Annotated in this window: 18 protein-coding genes; 5 read left to right on the top strand and 13 right to left on the bottom strand. The window is 42.1% G+C overall.

The features are described 5' to 3' along the window. Positions 1-25 precede the first annotated feature (25 nt). Both porQ and hslU read left to right on the top strand, forming a co-directional pair. Positions 26-1,051, top strand: a complete 1,026-nt coding sequence (porQ, locus tag BFP97_RS12120) for a type IX secretion system protein PorQ (RefSeq protein WP_069842670.1) — start codon at positions 26-28, stop codon at positions 1,049-1,051. A gap of 1 nt (position 1,052) precedes the next feature. Continuing rightward, positions 1,053-2,444: an ATP-dependent protease ATPase subunit HslU gene (hslU, locus tag BFP97_RS12115; protein WP_069842669.1), complete on the top strand. Its 1,392-nt coding sequence runs from the start codon at positions 1,053-1,055 to the stop codon at positions 2,442-2,444. Here hslU and BFP97_RS12110 read toward each other — a convergent pair. After that, positions 2,434-2,973, bottom strand: a complete 540-nt coding sequence (locus BFP97_RS12110; protein WP_170827457.1) for a SixA phosphatase family protein — start codon at positions 2,971-2,973, stop codon at positions 2,434-2,436. The two genes, hslU and BFP97_RS12110, sit on opposite strands and share 11 nt — an antisense overlap. A gap of 35 nt (positions 2,974-3,008) precedes the next feature. Between BFP97_RS12110 and BFP97_RS12105 the strand changes: the two genes are divergently transcribed. Beyond that, a complete protein-coding gene (locus BFP97_RS12105; RefSeq protein ID WP_069842668.1) occupies positions 3,009-3,200 on the top strand; it encodes a cold-shock protein in 192 nt (63 codons plus the stop codon). Positions 3,201-3,250: 50 nt separating this feature from the next. Here BFP97_RS12105 and BFP97_RS12100 read toward each other — a convergent pair whose 3' ends face one another. The 8 genes from BFP97_RS12100 to mce all read right to left on the bottom strand — a co-directional run bounded on the left by BFP97_RS12100 (position 3,251) and on the right by mce (position 11,240). Next, entirely contained in the window at positions 3,251-4,165 is a 915-nt protein-coding gene (locus tag BFP97_RS12100; RefSeq protein WP_083262532.1) for a TolB family protein, read from the bottom strand. A 26-nt stretch (positions 4,166-4,191) separates the two neighbouring features. Next, positions 4,192-5,145, bottom strand: a complete 954-nt coding sequence (locus BFP97_RS12095; protein ID WP_069842666.1) for an aldo/keto reductase — start codon at positions 5,143-5,145, stop codon at positions 4,192-4,194. 62 nt (positions 5,146-5,207) lie between these two features. Continuing rightward, positions 5,208-7,865: an ABC transporter permease gene (locus BFP97_RS12090; RefSeq protein WP_083262531.1), complete on the bottom strand. Its 2,658-nt coding sequence runs from the start codon at positions 7,863-7,865 to the stop codon at positions 5,208-5,210. After that, entirely contained in the window at positions 7,865-8,194 is a 330-nt protein-coding gene (locus BFP97_RS12085) for a PadR family transcriptional regulator (RefSeq protein WP_069842665.1), read from the bottom strand. The genes BFP97_RS12090 and BFP97_RS12085 overlap by 1 nt, the downstream gene beginning before the upstream one ends. 193 nt (positions 8,195-8,387) lie before the next feature. Next, entirely contained in the window at positions 8,388-8,777 is a 390-nt protein-coding gene (locus BFP97_RS12080) for a VOC family protein (protein ID WP_069842664.1), read from the bottom strand. Positions 8,778-8,834: 57 nt separating this feature from the next. Beyond that, entirely contained in the window at positions 8,835-9,230 is a 396-nt protein-coding gene (locus tag BFP97_RS12075; RefSeq protein ID WP_069842663.1) for a helix-turn-helix domain-containing protein, read from the bottom strand. 84 nt (positions 9,231-9,314) lie between these two features. Next, positions 9,315-10,721, bottom strand: a complete 1,407-nt coding sequence (gene rlmD / locus BFP97_RS12070) for a 23S rRNA (uracil(1939)-C(5))-methyltransferase RlmD (RefSeq protein WP_069842662.1) — start codon at positions 10,719-10,721, stop codon at positions 9,315-9,317. A 117-nt stretch (positions 10,722-10,838) separates the two neighbouring features. Next, positions 10,839-11,240 (bottom strand): methylmalonyl-CoA epimerase, encoded by a 402-nt coding sequence (mce, locus tag BFP97_RS12065; protein WP_069842661.1) that lies wholly within the window; start codon positions 11,238-11,240, stop codon positions 10,839-10,841. A 213-nt stretch (positions 11,241-11,453) separates the two neighbouring features. Here mce and BFP97_RS12060 point away from each other — a divergent pair, with 213 nt between their 5' ends. Together BFP97_RS12060 and BFP97_RS12055 are read left to right on the top strand one after the other, a co-directional pair. Beyond that, the gene (locus BFP97_RS12060) at positions 11,454-11,870 is read left to right on the top strand and encodes a hypothetical protein (RefSeq protein ID WP_255399451.1); all 417 of its coding nucleotides are present in this window, start codon (positions 11,454-11,456) and stop codon (positions 11,868-11,870) included. Continuing rightward, positions 11,870-12,196, top strand: coding sequence for a HesB/IscA family protein (locus BFP97_RS12055; protein ID WP_069842660.1), 327 nt, complete (start codon positions 11,870-11,872; stop codon positions 12,194-12,196). Before BFP97_RS12060 ends, BFP97_RS12055 begins: the two co-directional genes overlap by 1 nt. A 51-nt stretch (positions 12,197-12,247) precedes the next feature. Here the strand turns inward: BFP97_RS12055 and BFP97_RS12050 are convergent, their stop codons facing one another. The 4 genes from BFP97_RS12050 to BFP97_RS12035 form a co-directional block, all read right to left on the bottom strand. After that, positions 12,248-12,946 (bottom strand): carbon-nitrogen hydrolase family protein, encoded by a 699-nt coding sequence (locus tag BFP97_RS12050; RefSeq protein ID WP_069842659.1) that lies wholly within the window; start codon positions 12,944-12,946, stop codon positions 12,248-12,250. Between the two features lie 81 nt (positions 12,947-13,027). Next, entirely contained in the window at positions 13,028-14,914 is a 1,887-nt protein-coding gene (locus BFP97_RS12045; RefSeq protein ID WP_069842658.1) for an amidophosphoribosyltransferase, read from the bottom strand. Further along, entirely contained in the window at positions 14,915-16,435 is a 1,521-nt protein-coding gene (locus BFP97_RS12040; RefSeq protein WP_083262530.1) for an NADH-quinone oxidoreductase subunit N, read from the bottom strand. It lies immediately after the preceding gene. Continuing rightward, positions 16,435-18,114 (bottom strand): NuoM family protein, encoded by a 1,680-nt coding sequence (locus tag BFP97_RS12035; protein WP_069842657.1) that lies wholly within the window; start codon positions 18,112-18,114, stop codon positions 16,435-16,437. The genes BFP97_RS12040 and BFP97_RS12035 overlap by 1 nt, the downstream gene beginning before the upstream one ends.

Here is an 18,114-nt window from a genome sequence, read left to right as displayed (position 1 = left end):
GTATTTTCAATAGAGATCTATCTGAATGAGGAAAACCCGACTGCTGTTGTGCACATGTCTTTTAATAAGTTGGCAGTTTGCCAATGCGCAGCTCGGTGGCAGTCGTGCTTTTGAATACCTCAATTTGCCCAATAACGCGAGACTGGCGGCTTTAGGTGGAATTAATATCACCTCTGGATGGTATGATCCAGGTCAGGTTACTTCCAATCCTGCCATGCTCAATGATACGCTGGAACATCAGCTGGTGATATCGAGGTTAGGCTACTTCGCAGACATTGCCAATACCTCAGTCACTTATGTCACGCCTATCAAGAAGTATGGCACATGGGCGTTCCATTTGGACTACCTGAATTATGGAGATATTCAAAGTTTCGATGAAGCTGGATTTTTAAATGGTGAATTCAGTGTGAACGAATACGCATTCTCGGTTGCCAACAGCCAGGTATTTGGCCCTTTTCGAGTAGGTGCCAATTTAAAGGTTGCAGTTTCTGATTTGGCTACTTTCCAGGCTTCGGCTTTGCTCCTTGATGTGGGGGGTACTTTCCTACATCCTGAGAAAGACCTCACGGTTGGATTCGTGATTAAGAATATTGGCTTTTTGATTTCAGATTACACGGAAGATAATAATAGCCAGCTTCCGACAGATATTCAGTTGGGCGTTTCATACAAGCCAGAATTTATGCCCTTTAGGTTTTCCGTGACTGCCAGAAATTTGGTCAGATCGGATGTCACCTTTTTTGATCCATCGACCAATTCACTGTTTGGGCAAAATGAAGAGCCTGGTTTTGGTGAAGAAATATTTAGACGGCTGGTTTTTGGTGCAGAACTGATCGCCTCCCCAAACTTTCAATTGAGGTTTGGTTATAACCATTTACTAAGACAGGAACTTAAGCTAGAAAATGCCAGTGGAGGAGCGGGCTTTTCGTTTGGCTTTATGTTCAAAGTAAAGAGATTTGAATTTGCCTACAGTAGGGCTTTGTATCATACTGTTGGAGGCAGCAATACACTTCAGATGAACCTGAATCTGGATGGTGTTATAAACAAGAATTAAAATGATTGACAAAAGTTATTTAACCCCAAGGCAGATCGTTGCCGAACTAGATAAATATATTATCGGACAGGCTGACGCCAAAAAGAACGTAGCCATTGCACTAAGAAACCGATGGAGGCGCATGCATGTGCAATCTGAAATGCAAAAGGAGATTGTGCCTAATAACATCTTAATGATTGGTGCGACAGGTGTGGGTAAAACGGAGATTGCCAGAAGACTGGCGAACATTGCGGATGCTCCTTTTACAAAAGTAGAGGCATCTAAATTTACCGAAGTCGGATATGTAGGAAGGGACGTAGAGAGCATGGTACGTGACTTGGTAGAGCAATCAGTCAACCTGGTAAAACACTCGAAAAAGGAAGAGGTAAAAGAGAAGGCAGAACAAGCTGTAGAAGATATTATTCTTGATGCACTTATTCCTCCGGTACGTTCTGTAAAGCCTAGTACAGGTTTCCAAACTGAAGACAAAGAGGCTTCTCAGATGACTGATAGCGAATTGAACGAGAAGACGCGCGAACGTTTCAGAGACAAAATCAGATCAGGAGAAATTGACGATCGTAAAATTGAAATTTCTATTCAAGCATCGTCCAATGGACTAGGCATGGTTGGAGGCGGTATGGACGAAATGTCTATGATCAACCTGCAAGACATGATCAGCAATGTGATGCCGAAAAAGCAAAAGAAACGTAAGGTCACTATTGCTGAGGCGAAGAAACTTCTAATCGAAGAGGAGAGTGCGAAGCTCATCGATATGGATGAGGTGAAGGAAGAGGCGATCGCTAAAGCTGAAAATACGGGTATCATCTTCATTGATGAGATTGACAAGATTGCCGCAGGTTCCGGAAAAGGAGGGAGTAGTGGTCCTGATGTAAGTCGTCAGGGTGTGCAGCGAGATTTACTTCCGATTGTGGAAGGTAGTGCGGTGAATACCAAGCATGGTATTATCCAGACGGATCATATCCTTTTTGTGGCAGCAGGGGCATTTCATGTGGCTAAGCCATCGGATTTGATTCCTGAGCTTCAAGGTAGATTCCCAATCCGTGTCGAACTCAATAGTCTTACAGTCGATGACTTTTATCAAATTCTCAAAGCGCCTAAGAATGCTTTGACTAAGCAATATGAGGCCTTGGTCGATTCAGAAGATGTGGCTTTGGAGTTTACTGATGAGGCTTTGAAGGAAATTGCCAGTTTGGCCTTCCAAATCAATGCTGAGGTTGAGAATATTGGCGCAAGAAGGCTGCATACGGTTATGAGTAAGCTTTTGAATGATATTCTTTTTGACATTCCTGAACAGATTCCTCCCAATGCAAAGGTTTCTATCACTAAAGAAATGGTGAATGATCGTCTAAGTGGATTGATTGAGGATAAAGACCTGAGCGAGTTTATGCTCTAGACTTGGGGAAGTCGTAATAGAACTTTTCTCCTTGATGATTTTGAATCTCCCTCCATGAGTCAAATGGGAACTCAATGCCGCATACAGCGCAAGTGGGCAGATTGTAGAGATTAAAATCAGATAGTTTACCGATCAAGGAGGTGAGTCCTGGATTATGACCAAAGATCATTAGGTTATTCACGCTATCATCGATATTTGAAATCACCTCCATGAGTATTGAGGTACTTGCATGATAGAAACGCTCATCATCAAGGAAATTGTCATTAGAGATATCCAATGCCTTTGCGAAGCGTTTTGCCGTGACCCAGGCCCTTTTTGCAGGAGAAGCCACTATCAGATCTACGGGATAACCCATCTCTAAAAAGCGATTGGCCATATCAGGAAGATCTCTTTTCCCTCTTTTATTTAATGGGCGATCAAAGTCAGATAGATAAGGGGAATTCCAGCTGGATTTTGCATGTCGTACGATAAATAGCCTTTTCATACCTCTAATTATGGTAAGTCCCAAAGTAATTACTAGCTTTGGCACTTTATTTATTTTATAATCTTTTAATACGAATAACAATGAAAACAGGTACTGTAAAATTCTTCAATGATGAGAAGGGCTTCGGCTTCATCGTTGATGACGAAAATGGAGCTGACGTGTTTGTTCACGTTTCCGGTACAGTAGATGCGATTGAAAAAGGTGACTCAGTCTCTTTTGAAATCACTGAGGGCAAAAAAGGCCCGAATGCGACTGATGTCAGAAAAATATAATTTAGAGTTATAGATTTTTGATTACCAACCCCGGCCTAGGCTGGGGTTTTTTATTTTACAATAATCCATTCAGGTCGACCTTCATAAGAGGTAGTTTGGGTCAGTTTTCTTAGATCTGAACCATCGGGTCTCATAATGAAGATATCCCCTTCTCGATCGTCACGAGCAGATTCAAAGACTATCCATTCACCGTCAGGAGATAGCTTTGGATGAATGTTTCCAAGGCCGGGATTGTCCGTCAGTGGGATCATATTTGAGTTGCTAGCATTAATGTTCCACAGCTCATAAGTAGTGGAATCCCTGACTTTAATATTAAGGGTGAACTGCTCGTCATCAGAATGCCAAAACATACCGGAATTCATATAGCCTCTTGGAGTTATGATTTGGGTAGTCTCGGTTTCGATATCATAAATCTTCAGGAACTGATTATAATAGTCAGGCCCGTTCATATAGGCAATTTTGCTCTCATCACTGTTCCAATAGGGGTTGGGAAGTAGGGCGGGGGTGCCATTTTCTTTGTTTTGGGTAATCCGTTTAAGGTCGCTTCCGTCACGATTCATGAGAAACAGTTCTAATACTCCTTCTTCTTGTTTTCTGAAAACCACCCTGCTACTGTCCTTAGAAAACCATTGAAAGTCTGCTCCTGAATACACCGTATCCATAACAAAGGGGATTACGCTTCCATCTTTCAAGCTCACCTCGAATTTTCTGTAAACGTTATTGCTATCGACTCGTGTGAAGCGAAGCGTCTCACTATCAATGTATTCGGGAAAGCTATTACGTTCAGGAGTATCGGTGATCTTTTTCAGGTTTGAACCATCTGGCTTCATCGAATAAATATCAATCGATCCTTCTTGGTTAGAGACAAAGGCGATCCTTAGTCCTTCCGGAAATTCAGAGATTGCTTCTTGTTTTGGAGTACATCCTAGGAAAGCAAGACTCAGCAATAACACTAGCTTTTTCATACAAGTCGTTTTCTAGTATACGACCTTTAGTTGTTCCACAGATTTTCAGCCGTGTAATGTCCTCCTTCTCGTTCCCAAAATTTACCATCCAGAAAACGATAACCCTTGTCTAGTCCGTTGATCTCGTTCATTTCATTCTCGCTTAAGGCAATATTTGCTGAGTCTAGGTTTTGTTTGAGCCTAGCCGGATTCACGGACTTCGGAATTACGCATGTACCTCTGCCTTCAGCCCATTTGATCAATATTTGAGCAGGATGCACACCATGATTGTCAGCAATACCTTTCAGTACTTCGTTTTCAAACATATCTGGCTCATCACTTCCCTTCATGCCTGCGGATCTATCTCTTGAACCTAACGGAGAATAAGCAGTATAAAGAATTTGATTGTCAGAGCAGAATTGCAAGAGTTCATTTTGTGCCAAAAGTGGATGAGACTCTACCTGATTCATTTCTGGAGCTATTTCGGCAGTTTCCAATAGCCTTTGGAGTTTGGGAATATTGAAATTTGAAACTCCAATATGTTTTACCAAGTCCTTTTTAACCAATGCCTCCATGGCTTTCCAAGTATCGGCAATTGGGTAGTCTTCGATTGGTGCAAAGCCTGCAGCATCCTCAGAGAAAACTACACCGGGTTGATGCGCGATCGGCCAGTGGATAAGATATAGATCAAGATAGTCGAGTTGTAAGGCTTTAAGCGATTCCATTACTGCTTTTTCGACATCTTCAGCTGCATGGAAAGAATTCCATAGTTTGGAAGTGACAAAGAGATCCTCTCGTTTTACATCTCCCTCAGTGAAGGCTTCCTGAAAGGCTTGACCAATTTCTGCTTCGTTCTGATAAATCCAGGCACAATCAATATGTCTATACCCGATTTTAATAGCTTCACGTACTGCCTGACCTACTTCTCCCGGTTCTGATTTCCAGGTGCCTAGGCCAATGGCGTCTATTTTATCTCCGTTTCTAAATTTCAATCGATTCATTGTTCCAGCGTGTTTTGCGTTTGGCTGAAACTACTAAGAATAATAAAGGCAAACAATCAGGATTACTCGCTTCGCAAAATCTTTGTTGGGTTTACCAACGCTACTTTTATGCCTTGATAACTCACCGTAATGAAAACCAAACCAAGCGTAATGGCCCCGGCAAATAAGAAAGCCAATATGCCAATGTCGATATGATAGGCGAAGTTTTCAAGCCAGGCGTCTAAGGCGAAATATGCCATTGGTGCAGCAACCAAAAAGGCACCCATTATCAGGAGCAGAAAATCTTTGGCAAAAACTGTAATAATACTAGGCAAAGAAGCACCCAGAACTTTCCTAATGCTCATCTCTTTACTCCGCTGATTGACCACATAAGTGGCTAAACCAAACAATCCGGTACACGACATGACGATGGCAATGAATGTAAAGATATCAAAGACCGAAGTCGAAGCTTGATCTGATTCATACTGGCGATCCAGATCTGATTCAAGAAATGAATATTTGAAAGGCTGTTCTGATAGATCGTCCCATGCCTGATTCACTTGCGCAAGGGTAGATTCTAATGCAGCCTGATTTACACGGATCACCGTCATAGCTGGTATGAAATTATTGCCTCCATAGAACATGAATATGGGTCCAATTTCAGAGTGAAGGGAATAGAAATTATAATCTTTAACCACACCCACTATCGTGAATTCAATCGTCTGATTTGGGTTGTTATTGTTGCTGAAAATTTTCATCCCAATAGGATTATCAACACCCATTGCTTCAACAGTCGCTTCGTTTACAATAACACTCAGTGAATCGTTAAACCGGGTGTCAAAAGGTCTTCCCATGGCCATGTCAAATTCCATGGTCTCCATATAGGCCTCATCCGCACTAAAAGTATTGCCACGCACATCGTTAACTTCTGGGTCGTTGACTTTGAAAACCCCACTGCCCATAAAATCACCAGGGATAAATGTGGAACCTCCTATACTTTGGATGGCGCTGATTTGAGATATTTCATTGAAAAAAGCATTGTAGTCATTACCTAGACGAAAAGCCTGTCTCACCACAAGTAAATCTTCCTTATTAAAGCCGAGGTCCTTGTTCATCAGATAATCCATCTGTTGACTTACTATAATGGAACCCGAGATCATAAAAATTGAGATCACGAATTGCACAATGATCAAACCGTTACGCAGCCAAATCCCCTTGTTGCTGTTTTTATAGCTGCCTTTGAGGACTTTGGAGGGTTGCAAAGCTGATATGACCAAGGCAGGATAGAAACCAGAGGTTATGCCGATCACTATGATGAATACTAACAACAAGATAATGGCGATGGGCTGAATGATGGTATTGAAATCAAGGGGGGTACCAAGAATACTATTGAATTGCGGTATGGTGAAATAGACAATGCCTATGGATAGGACAGAGGCCAGAGAGCAAATGAAAATCGACTCGGTTAAAAACTGTGAAATCAATGCCGATCGCTGTGAGCCCATTACTTTTCTAATGCCCACTTCTTTGGCACGCTCAGTGGATCTTGCGATGGAAAGGTTGATGAAGTTGATGCTGGAAATGGTGAGAATAATGATAGCTACTATGGTGATGATATAGACATAGGTGATGTCACTATTAGGCTCTACTTCGAGGTCAAGGTTTGATTCTAAATGAATAGACTCCAACGGTTGAAGAAAATAATTGAAAGCATGACCTTGTGTTTTCCAATCAGCACCTGAAGCCTGAGCAATGTTGGCGCCACCATAAGTTTCCACCAATTCAGGGAATTCCAATTCAAATGCATCGGGGTCTACACCCTCTTTGAGCCTCACATAAGTGTAGAGCCACATATTGATCCAACTGTCCTGCTGAATCGCATTTTGTAAAAACGGTAAAGAGTGGATAGAGCCTAACAAATCGAAGTGAATGTGTGAATTGGCAGGAATGTCCTTTATCACAGCTGTTACCCTTCTTGTTCCATTGTTAACGTTAATAATTTTATCTACCACGTCTGTAGTGCCAAAGTATCTCACGGCAGTGGAGGCAGTTAGAACCACATCAGTTGGTTGAGTCAAGGCTGTTTCCGCTTGACCTTCTATAAACTCATAAGAAAAGACTTTGAAAAAGAGGGAGTCTGCATAAAGAAAGCGGGTCTCGGTAAATGATTTGTCGTTTTCATTGAAAGTGACCGGAACCTCGTTGTTGAAGAAGAGTCGATGTAGCCTTGTTACAGCTTCAATTTGCGGATAGTTTGCCTTTAACGTAGGTGCCAGTTGCACCGAGGAGGTACTAAATGTTTTGACTCTGTCAGGGTAAACCCGTTCTAGAGCAATTCTATAAGTACGTTCACTGGCTTCGAAGAATTTGTCATAGGAAGTCTCATAGTTCACGTAAATGGCGATCAACATTACACTGGCAATACCGATGGATAGGCCAAGGATATTAATGGAAGCATAGACCTTGTTCTTCTTGAGGTTTCTGTATGATATTTTGAGGTGGTTTCCTGTCATCATGATTCTTGCATTCCGTTTTGATTTCTTAAAAAGATGAGGCCTTAACATTTTCAGAACCTCTAACCAATAAATGAGCTTTGCCTTTCGTAGCCCTTTTTCGTCAATGTTATCTTCGAATTGTTCTTCAAGATCTCCTGCCAACTCATTCCACCATCGATCATCAAGAAACCGCTCAAGCATTCTTTGAGCAAGTTTTGGTGGTGTATGACGGGATATCTCAGCCATTAGAATGAGGGCTTATTTGTCACAAGCTTATTCCACATGGCTTGGCGAGTTTCTTGGATATGCTGAACGTTGCCATAGCCCTTTGCCGTAAGGCTATAGAGACGTTTGCTTCGGCCTCCGCGCTTATCCGATGCACCTCCCATTTCTGATTTGAGAAGCCCTTTATTCTCAAGCCGATAAAGTATCGTGTGGATTGTACCTAATGACCAACTGAGACCGGCCTGGTCCTTAATCTCTTTCTGTATGCCATAGGCATATGCCTCTGGTTCAAGACTACCCACGCTTAAAAGCACAATTTCTTCCTGAGTGCTGATTGTTTCTTGAGTCATTGCTTGATTTGTTTTCTGATCACAAAACAAATAATAGCATTATTGACGAGAAGTACAAAAGGAAGGTTGCGAAGTATCTCGTTAGTTCTTCATCTTAAGGGGTGATGAGGAGTTCTATATTTCTAAAAAATGAAGGTATCCATAGCTGACCTTAATAGCGTCTCATGATCTCGTTGAAGTGACATTTTATTGATCACAAGGTCTGTACAAGCTGAATATTATTACCACAAGTATCATCTAGGACGACAAACATAACTGGCCCGGCTTCTTTGGGTTCGACAGAAAATTCAACCCCCAGGCCCTGCAGCCGCTCGAACTCTGCTTTAACATTGTCTACCTCAAATGCGGTATAAGGCATACCGGCATCTTTGCATGCCTTTTGAAACACCTTTGCTGGTTCAAAACCAAGTGGTTCTAACAGTAGTTCTACGCCATTTTGTTCTTTGGGAGAGACAAGGGTCAGCCATCTGTGTTCTCCCATGGGGATGTCGGTCTTTTTAATAAAGCCGAGCTTTTGAGTATAAAATTGAAGTGCCTTCTCTTGATCATCTACCATTACGCTGGTTCCGCTAATCCATATCATATTGCTAAAACTTTTATATGCTCTAAAACTCCTCGATTATTTAATAGATCACTTATCCTAGATTGCTTTATTTAATTCCTGATAGGCCTTGGGTGAATGGCCAGTTCCTTTTTTGAACGCTCTCGAAAAGGTGGGCAGGCTTTCATAACCCACTTCAAAACAGGTCTGGGTCACTGATGTTCCTTCTTTGAGAAGTTCTTTCGCCCTATCGATTCTAAGGCCTTTGAGATATTCTCTTGGTGTCAGTCCATATACAAGTTTGAAGATCCTGATAAAGTGAAAAGTGGACATATAAGCTGTTGCGGCAATTTCCTCCAATTCAATCTTTTTTGAGAGATTGGCCTTCATGAAAGTCCTGGACTGTCTGATTTGGGTATAATAATATGCCGGTTGGTAGATCTCTTTGTTAATTCTATCTACATGCCGTTCAAAACTGGTTTTCTGCTTTGGCATTACACGTTCTTCTGTTGGCGCTTTTGAGCGATCAGCTCATCAACTCTTTGAAGTTGGTAAATTTTCAGAAAAGTTAAGTCTAAGTCAATCCCGGAGTTCTAATAGGACCACATTCTCCACATGATGCGTCTGCGGAAACATATCGACAGGTTGGACCTTGGTCAACTTGTATTTAGCATCGAGTAAGGCCAAATCTCTTGCTTGGGTAGCTGGGTTACAACTCACATAGACGATTTTATCAGCCTCTATCTTCAATAACATGTTCACTACATCTGCATGCATGCCGGCTCTTGGCGGATCGGTGATGATGACATCAGGACGTTCGTGCTGACTCATGAACTCATCATTGAGTAGGTCCTTCATATCGCCAGCATAGAAATCGGTGTTGTCTATACTGTTAATCTCCGAATTGACTTTGGCATCTTCAATAGCTGCCTCTACATACTCAATGCCGATGACTTTTTTGGCTTGCTTGGCTACAAAGTTAGCAATGGTACCTGTGCCTGTATAGAGGTCGTATACCACTTCATTTCCGGATAAATCAGCATAATCTCGTGCAATTTTGTAAAGTTCGTAGGCTTGGGTAGCATTGGTTTGATAGAATGACTTTGGTCCCACTCTAAACTGAATGCCTTCCATTTCTTCTGTAATGTAGGCTTGACCGCTATAAACTTTCACTTCTAGGTCATGGAAAGTCTCATTGGCTTTGTTGTTGATCACGTATTGTAGGGAGGTAATCTCTGGAAAGCTCGTTTTGATAAACTCAAGTAAGTCTTGGTTTCTATCTTCATCCAAGGCAAACTGAACGATGACCATCCACTCATTGAGCACTGAGTTACGGATGATAAGATTTCTCAGTGATCCGGTCTTCTTTTTTAAATCGTAATGCGGGAAATCATTACCTCTACAAAACTCCTTTACTGCATTTCGAATGGCATTGGATGGATCTGGTTGATGATAACATGTATCGATGTCCAGAATCTTGTCGAAGCTCCCTGGTACATGGAAGCCCAGACCTCTTCGGTCAATTTCATCACTATTCTCTATTTCCTCGCGAGTTAGCCATCGCCAATTAGAGAAAGTATATTCTAGTTTATTGCGGTAGAATTGGATGTTTTCAGACCCAAGGATTGGCGTGATTTCAGGTAATTCAACTTTCGCTATTCTTTCTAGGTTGTCAACAACTTGTTGATTCTTGTATTTGAGCTGAACCTCGTAAGGGATATGTTGCCATTTACAACCACCACAGGTGCCGAAATGACTACAGAATGGTTCTACCCGATCTTTTGAGTAGGAGTGAAACTTCACGGGGGTCGCTTCCATAAAACTAGGCTTCTTACGTGTTACGCGTACATCGACCACATCTCCAGGTGCTACTTTTTCGATAAAGACTACCTGATCATCTACTCGTGCAATGCATTTGCCTTCCGCAGCGATACCTTCGACTAAGACTTGCTCTAAAATCTTCTGCTTGCCCCTGAATTTTCCCATGGCGCGAAATTAGTAAATAGTTAATCAGGAAATGGTGATCAGTTGATCAGAAATCAGATATGGGTTCGTCATGCGATTCATTAAACTCACTTGAACCTTGAACCTCTAAGCTTATGGCTATTGAATCTCCTGACAAAGTTCAATCAAAACCCCATTAGTCGTTTTAGGGTGGAGGAAGCACACTAGTTTATTGTCGGCTCCTTTTTTGGGTTCTGTATTGAGGAGGGTAAAGCCTTCGGCTTCGAGGCGTTTCATTTCGGCCCGTATATCTTCCACATCATAAGCGATATGGTGGATGCCTTCACCTCGTTTTTCGAGGAACTTAGCGATTGGGCTATCGGGATTTGTGACTTCGAGTAATTCTATTTTGTTCGGACCTACTTGAAAGAATGAAGTGTTGACGCCTTCCGATTCCACACTTTCAACCTTGTAATGAGGTTCACCAAAGAGTTTAGCAAATAGGTTATTGGAAGTTTCTAGGTCTTTGACGGCTATGCCGATGTGTTCTATTTTTTTCATTTGTGCTTTCTTAGGACGTCATCCTCGCGAATGCGGGGATCTCATAATTTGATAAGGAGATTCCCGTCCCGAATCTTCGGGATACGGGAATGACGATTAGTAATAGTATGTAATCATTACTTATCTTTGTAACCGAAACAGGAAACTTATTTTCATGTTCACCTGTTTCAATAATTGCTCAATATATTCAATTGAGCTCAAATTGTTGCCAAAATGAATATGACTGGTGCAGGTACAGATATCCACGTAGAAAGCGTCAAACTTCAGAAGAAGATTGAGAGCCATTTGGGTATGAAAGGAAGCGAATTGAGTTTTGAGTTTTCTGCAACAGAAGGCAAGACAAAACTCGACATGATCACCATCAACCCAAGGCATAACCAATCGTTTCTTTTTCATTCAGAAATCGGAATTGATAAGTTGGATGCCTTGAGAAAGATGCTGGATTATGTGAAGTCGTATAAGGACAAATACAATTCATATACCATCCAGTGGATAGCGAAAGGAGAGAGTGAATTGCACACTTCATATTTCACAGCCAGCAACATGTATGATGCGCTTGATAAGCTTTATTACAGCCGAGACATCAATACCATTACAGTGTTTAGTGTAGTACTTAACCCGGTAGCCTAATGATTACAGTAACAGATACAGCAAAGAATAAAATTGTCGAGCTTAGAACGAAAGAGGGGAAAGACGACAATCAGAATATACGAGTAGCAGTACAAGGTGGAGGATGCTCTGGCCTGATGTACGACTTAGAGTTCGATGCCGAAATCAAAGAAAAGGATGAGGTATTCGAAGACAAGGGTGTTAAGATTCTGGTGGATAGAAAGAGTCTATTGTACTTATTGGGAACAACGCTTGACTTCTCAGATGGATTGAACGGAAAAGGTTTCCAGTTTATCAACCCAAATGCATCTCGTACTTGCGGCTGTGGAGAGAGCTTCTCTGTTTAAGAGATATCCAAAAAAATTGAAAAGGCTTCTATCGAAAGGTGGAAGCCTTTTTTATATCTCAGCTATAAGGTATCCAGCACTTTGTGAATCTAGATTTTCAAGAGGGTTACCTCTTTTGTCCCAACTCCCCGACTGTCCCCCACCAATATTGCCATCGAATTCACCGACACAGTTACACATAAGCACTGGAATGTTGTTCTGCTTTGCAATTTCTGAGAGTCTGGGATTATTTCTCGCTACACCACTGATGGTTTTTGCGACACTGGCGATATAAACTTCGGCACCATTTTGATTTGCTGTTTTGCTGTGCTCTGGAATGGTTAGCTCATAGCAGATGGCGAGAGCTACTTTCTTGTCTGCTTCGATAATACCATCGCTAGTCGGTCCAGGTACAAAGTATGGGTCTTCGTCCTCATGTAGGTATTGCTTGGAGTAAATCCTTCTTTCTTTATTCGGTTGAAAAATGATCAGGCTAATGCAGATGCCATTGTCGGCTTTTGTGGGCGCACCAACACAAATAATAATGTTATGCATATCGCTCAGGGCCTGAAAGGGATCAAGTCTTGAATCATTTAAATGGATGGCCAAGTTCTTGGCCAGTTCTGGCTCATAACCCGTCAATGAAAGTTCTGAAAATATGACCAGGTCAGCACTCTGCTCGATTGCCTGCTCAACGAATTTGAGATGGTCTTTAATGTTTGCTTCTAGATTTCCGGCTATCGGTTGGGTTTGCGCAAGACTGATCTTCATGGAGCCTAATATCCATAAATCTCAATTCTAAGAAAAGAGGAAATTGTAACTATCTCAATACCAGGTACGCAATACCCACTACTAATAAGCTCTAACCTCTTTGCCTTCCATAAAGTTGATAAAGGCTTTGTTCACTACGCGATTACCACCTGGAGTAGGATAGTCTCCTGTGAAGTACCAATCGCCCAGGTTTTTAGGACATGCCTCGTGTAAGTTCTCTACGGTTTGATAGACTACTTCTAACTCTGCTTTCAGACCTTCAGGTCTTACGATATCAGTGATCTTTTGAGACACTTCTTCATAAGTAAACTGATCGTAAAGTTCCTTCACGCAGTTGACTTGATCCTTGTTGTTGATGTTTGCCAAAGCTTTGTGATAAGCTTCTTCGAGAAGATTCTCTTTGAAATTTTCTTTCAACAAGGCAAGCATGGCACGGAAAGCCACGAATTCTTTCACCTTCGACATGTCAATGCCATAGCAATCGGGATATCGGATTTGAGGTGCGGAAGAAACGATAACGATTTTCTTTGGCTCTAGCCTATCGAGCATTTTTAAAATACTCTTCTCAAGGGTAGTTCCGCGAACGATAGAATCATCAATGACCACTAAGGTGTCAACACCTTTGTTGATTACCTCATATGTTGTATCATAGACATTGGCCACGAGTTCATCACGGCTACTATCGTCTGCGATGAAGGTTCTTAGTTTCGCGTCTTTGATGACCAATTTTTCAACTCTAGGTTGAAAGCTGAGTAACTGCTCTGGTGTTTCCAGTGAAGGCTGTCCATCAATAATGACTTCCTTCCTTCTTTTAAGCATAAACTCATCCAAACCTTGCATCATTCCCAAGAAGGAAATTTCAGCCGTATTTGGAATATAAGAGAAGACGGTATTCTTAAGATCCATGTTAATGGACTTTAAGATTTGTGGGATCACAAGTCTTCCTAAATCTTTTCTCTCATTGTAGATATCGGGATCGGTACCTCTGGAGAAGTAAATGCGCTCGAAAGAACAGGCCTTCATTTCACCCGCTTTCATGATCGGCACTTCATCCCATTCTGCATTCTTCTGAACGATAAGGGCATGACCAGGCTTTACATCCGTGATCTCTTCGTAATTCACATTGAAGGCAGCTTTGATTGCCTGCTTTTCAGAAGCAACCACAATGACCTCATCATCAATGTATTTAAAGGCTGGTCGAATACCATTTGGGTCTCGAACCACAAATGAGGCACCATGTCCCAAGAGGCCTACCATGGCATAACCGCCATCAAAATCTTTAAAAGAACGCTTCAGAATACGCTGAATGTTCATTTCATTTTCGATGTGTTTCGTAATCTCGAAGTTCTCCTTCTTGTTGCGGTACTTATCGAAAATGCGTTGGTTCTCTTCATCGACAAAGTGGCCGATCTTCTCCATCACAGTCACTGTGTCAGTCTTTTCTTTAGGGTGCTGCCCCAGTTTGACAAGTAAGTCAAAAAGCTCATCAACATTGGTCATGTTGAAGTTACCCGCCATCACCAGGTTACGGCTACGCCAGTTATTCTGTCTTAGGAATGGATGACAGCTTTCGATACTGTTCTTTCCATGAGTACCATACCGGAGGTGACCCATCCAAAGCTCTCCTGTGAAACCCATGTTGTTTTTCATCCACTGGGCATCGTTGGGATCGTAACCCTTTTTCTTCTTAGCCTTTTCAAACTTTCGAGCAATCTTGGCGAAGATCTCGTTTACCGGCTGTTGGTTAATGGTTCTATACCTACTGATGAAACGCGTCCCTGGATCAACATCAACTTTGATGTTGGCCACCCCGACACCATCTTGGCCGCGGTTAGACTGTTTCTGCATCATGATATAAAGCTTATTTACCGCGTAAGAAGCCGAACCATATTTGTCAATATAGTATTGAAGCGGTTTTCTGAGGCGAATGTGGGCTATACCACATTCGTGTTTGATCTGCTCACTCATTTAGGGTATCCAAAGCTCAAAATTAATACTATTCATTAGGCCTACAAACCAATCTGACCGAAAGAACAAGAGTAACAAAGGCAATACAAATAAAGTGCCCACTAGCGCATCTTTGATTTCTTGATTGTCCAACTTGGTTTCAGCTTGCGATGTTTTAAAAAAGAGTAGGTAAGGAAGTTTGAGGTAATATAATAAGGCGATCACCGTATTCAATAATCCAATAACAAAGACCCAGATTAGAATTTCATGTCCACTGGCTTGATAACTTTCCCAGAGTGCTGAGAAAATATAAAGCTTAGCGTTGAAGCCTGCGGTGGGTGGAAGTCCCGTTAAAGCGATCATTACGATCAATATCAAACTACCGATGAGTGGAAGCTTGACACCCAAACCTTTCATGCTTTCAAAAGAAGTGTTTCCAGTTTGCCGTTCTAGGGTCTGCACCAAATAAAAGGCTCCAAAATTCATGATCAAGTAAATCGATCCATAGAAGAGCATGGCCTGATTACCTGAACTACTAAAGGCCAAAATGCCAACCAATAAGAAACCTGCATGGGCTATGGAAGAATAGGCCAACATTCGCTTGATATCTTTTTGCCATAGAGCCGAGAAATTGCCCACCGTCATACTCGCGATGGCAACTATACCGATCCATAATTCCCAGTCGATCAGGGGTGTGTTGATCAGATTAACGAACTTAAAAATGATAGTCAATGCCGCAAGTTTTGGTAGCACTGAGAATACAGCCACAATGGGAGTAGGAGTGGCCTCATAAACATCTGGAGACCAAATATGAAGTGGAAACGCTCCTAGCTTAAATAAGAAACCACCCAATACCATAATGCAGGCAATGGTCAGCGGTAATGCTGGTATCTGAGCAATGGAATTGATAAATGACTGATCCGTCAAATTCAAAGACCCTGTAAAGCCATACAGCCAGCTCATACCATAAAGCATAATGGAAGAGGCAACAGCACCATAGATCAGGTACTTCACCCCAGCTTCTGCTTTCTTACGTCCTTTTGTCAAACCCGTTAACACATAAGAGCAAATAGAAACCACCTCGATAGATATGTAAATCATGAGCAAGTTGCTAGACATGGTCATGAACGAGGCACCCAGTAGCAAACCGAAAAGCATGACCAGAATTTCGCTAGTCTTGAAAAAGCCCTTCTGTACGTCTCCCGATCGAATGGCCGTGATCAGCGCAATAGCCAGTCCGATAATAAAGCCTCCTTTTAGGAAGATAGAGAGTCTATTGAGGTTGAGCAAACCTGACATTAGGGATCGTGAAGACTCAATAGCATGCCATTGCTGAAGGGTCAATACAAAGCAATAGGCTAGTCCAACAAATGAAATAGCTGCTAAGCCGATCGACTTATTTTTCTTAAAGATCAGATCAAAGACAATCAAAAGGACTATGGTCGAGACAATGACAATCTCGGGGAGCAGTGCCCATAAGTCTTGACTTGTATTTGCCAGTTTTTCTTCTAGTCCACTATGTTGTAGTTGGCCGATCAACATTATTTACGAAACTGTAATAAGTGGTCGGCAAAACTCTCAACCGAATTGTTGATCAGATCTAAAAGAAGCGATGGATAAATACCAAAAGCCAATATTAGAATAACCAGAGGCACTAGCATCAGGTATTCCCTGCCATTTAGATCGGTCAATGAGCTCACCCAGTTTTTATCTTTTACCCAGAACTTGCCAAAGAACATCCGTTGCAGCGTCCAGAGATAATATCCAGCACCCAACACAAGTCCAGTAGTTGCCACAACAGGCATCCATGCCGGAATAGCGGATGACTTAAAGGAACCGATAAAGACCATCAATTCAGCAATGAAACCGGAGAAGCCAGGAAGACCTAATGACGCGAAGAAAGCAATCGCCACGAAGACCGTATACTTTGGCATTTGGGAAGCCAGACCACCATAGTTTTCGATCATGCGATCGTGAGTACGATCATAGATTACACCTGCGATCAAAAATAGCATGGCCGAAATCAAACCATGAGAATACATTTGATAGATGGCACCATTGATTCCTTCCACTGTCATAGCGGCCAAGCCCATCAATACAAAACCCATATGCGATACAGAACTGTAGGCGATCAGCTTTTTCAAATCTTTTTGTGCGAGGGCATTTAAGGCGCCATAGATAATGGCGAACATGCCGAAGAAACCGATCAACCATGAATAGTGATAAGCACTATCTGGGAACATGACAAATGCTGTTCTGATCAATCCGTAACCTCCGACTTTCAGGAGAATTCCTGCCAAGACAACAGAAATAGGAGTAGGGGCTTCCACGTGAGCATCAGGCAGCCAGGTATGAAAGGGCACTGCCGGTAACTTAATCGCAAAGCCTATAAGAAGCGCCAGAAAAGCAATCCATCGAGCGGGTTGCCCAAAGATTTTTGCGAGTCCTGATCTTTCAAGTAATGATCCGGGTATAAAGTTGTCGGCATCCGCCATGTGGATCATATTGAAGGACTTCACAATTTGGTCTGACTCAATGGTGCCCGCTTGTACCATTTGTTGAACCTGTTCTACTTGATTGGCTTGGTACCCAGCTTCCAGAGCGGTTTTCACTGGATCGTAAACTGAGTTATAAAGGCCTATCATCACGATGAGAATCAGTATAGAACCAACTAGCGTGTATAAGAAGAATTTGATGGCAGCATATGCTTTTCTAGGTCCGCCCCAAATACCGATTAAGAAGTACATCGGTAGGAGCATAAACTCGAAGAATAGGTAAAACAGGAAGAAGTCTAAAGCCACAAAACAGCCTAGAATAGAGGAAGAGAGTAGTAGATATAGTCCAAAATACGCCTTTTGCTTTTCCTTAATATTCCAAGAGGCGACAGCTCCGATTAACAATACAATGCCTGCTAACAAGAGCATTCCTACATTGAGGCCATCAACACCCACGAAATAATCCACCGAGAATTTACCCAATGAGCCCAAGGACATCGAAAACCATTCGGACTTTTCGACCAACTGAAGATTCGCCTCATCGTTAATCGCCTCTTGAACCGATCCGTCAAACTTAAAGACAGCAAAAACGATGAGAACAAGCGTAAGCCCCAAACCAAGCAAAGTCAGTACACGGTAGAGGTTTTGATGCACTCTCGGTGTTAGCAGTACCAATAATGCCGCTACTAGGGGAATGAAAACGATATATGATAACAGGTGCACCAT

The sequence above is a fragment of the Roseivirga sp. 4D4 genome (assembly GCF_001747095.1).
Taxonomy (GTDB): domain Bacteria; phylum Bacteroidota; class Bacteroidia; order Cytophagales; family Cyclobacteriaceae; genus Roseivirga.
Note: the sequence above shows the minus strand (reverse complement) of the source record. Positions and strands in the feature narration are given on the sequence as shown.

What these genes read in the sequence shown, in the direction of transcription:
- porQ (WP_069842670.1), top strand. Translation starts at nt 26, where the DNA reads ATGAGGAAAACCCGACTGCTGTTGTGCACATGTCTTTTAATAAGTTGG.
- BFP97_RS12055 (WP_069842660.1), top strand. Translation starts at nt 11,870, where the DNA reads ATGATTACAGTAACAGATACAGCAAAGAATAAAATTGTCGAGCTTAGA.
- BFP97_RS12075 (WP_069842663.1), bottom strand. Translation starts at nt 9,230, where the DNA reads ATGCCAAAGCAGAAAACCAGTTTTGAACGGCATGTAGATAGAATTAAC.
- BFP97_RS12105 (WP_069842668.1), top strand. Translation starts at nt 3,009, where the DNA reads ATGAAAACAGGTACTGTAAAATTCTTCAATGATGAGAAGGGCTTCGGC.
- BFP97_RS12050 (WP_069842659.1), bottom strand. Translation starts at nt 12,946, where the DNA reads ATGAAGATCAGTCTTGCGCAAACCCAACCGATAGCCGGAAATCTAGAA.
- BFP97_RS12060 (WP_255399451.1), top strand. Translation starts at nt 11,454, where the DNA reads ATGAATATGACTGGTGCAGGTACAGATATCCACGTAGAAAGCGTCAAA.
- BFP97_RS12100 (WP_083262532.1), bottom strand. Translation starts at nt 4,165, where the DNA reads ATGAAAAAGCTAGTGTTATTGCTGAGTCTTGCTTTCCTAGGATGTACT.
- BFP97_RS12095 (WP_069842666.1), bottom strand. Translation starts at nt 5,145, where the DNA reads ATGAATCGATTGAAATTTAGAAACGGAGATAAAATAGACGCCATTGGC.
- BFP97_RS12035 (WP_069842657.1), bottom strand. Translation starts at nt 18,114, where the DNA reads ATGGTGCACCTGTTATCATATATCGTTTTCATTCCCCTAGTAGCGGCA.
- rlmD (WP_069842662.1), bottom strand. Translation starts at nt 10,721, where the DNA reads ATGGGAAAATTCAGGGGCAAGCAGAAGATTTTAGAGCAAGTCTTAGTC.
- BFP97_RS12040 (WP_083262530.1), bottom strand. Translation starts at nt 16,435, where the DNA reads ATGTTGATCGGCCAACTACAACATAGTGGACTAGAAGAAAAACTGGCA.
- BFP97_RS12085 (WP_069842665.1), bottom strand. Translation starts at nt 8,194, where the DNA reads ATGACTCAAGAAACAATCAGCACTCAGGAAGAAATTGTGCTTTTAAGC.
- BFP97_RS12080 (WP_069842664.1), bottom strand. Translation starts at nt 8,777, where the DNA reads ATGATATGGATTAGCGGAACCAGCGTAATGGTAGATGATCAAGAGAAG.
- hslU (WP_069842669.1), top strand. Translation starts at nt 1,053, where the DNA reads ATGATTGACAAAAGTTATTTAACCCCAAGGCAGATCGTTGCCGAACTA.
- BFP97_RS12045 (WP_069842658.1), bottom strand. Translation starts at nt 14,914, where the DNA reads ATGAGTGAGCAGATCAAACACGAATGTGGTATAGCCCACATTCGCCTC.
- mce (WP_069842661.1), bottom strand. Translation starts at nt 11,240, where the DNA reads ATGAAAAAAATAGAACACATCGGCATAGCCGTCAAAGACCTAGAAACT.
- BFP97_RS12090 (WP_083262531.1), bottom strand. Translation starts at nt 7,865, where the DNA reads ATGGCTGAGATATCCCGTCATACACCACCAAAACTTGCTCAAAGAATG.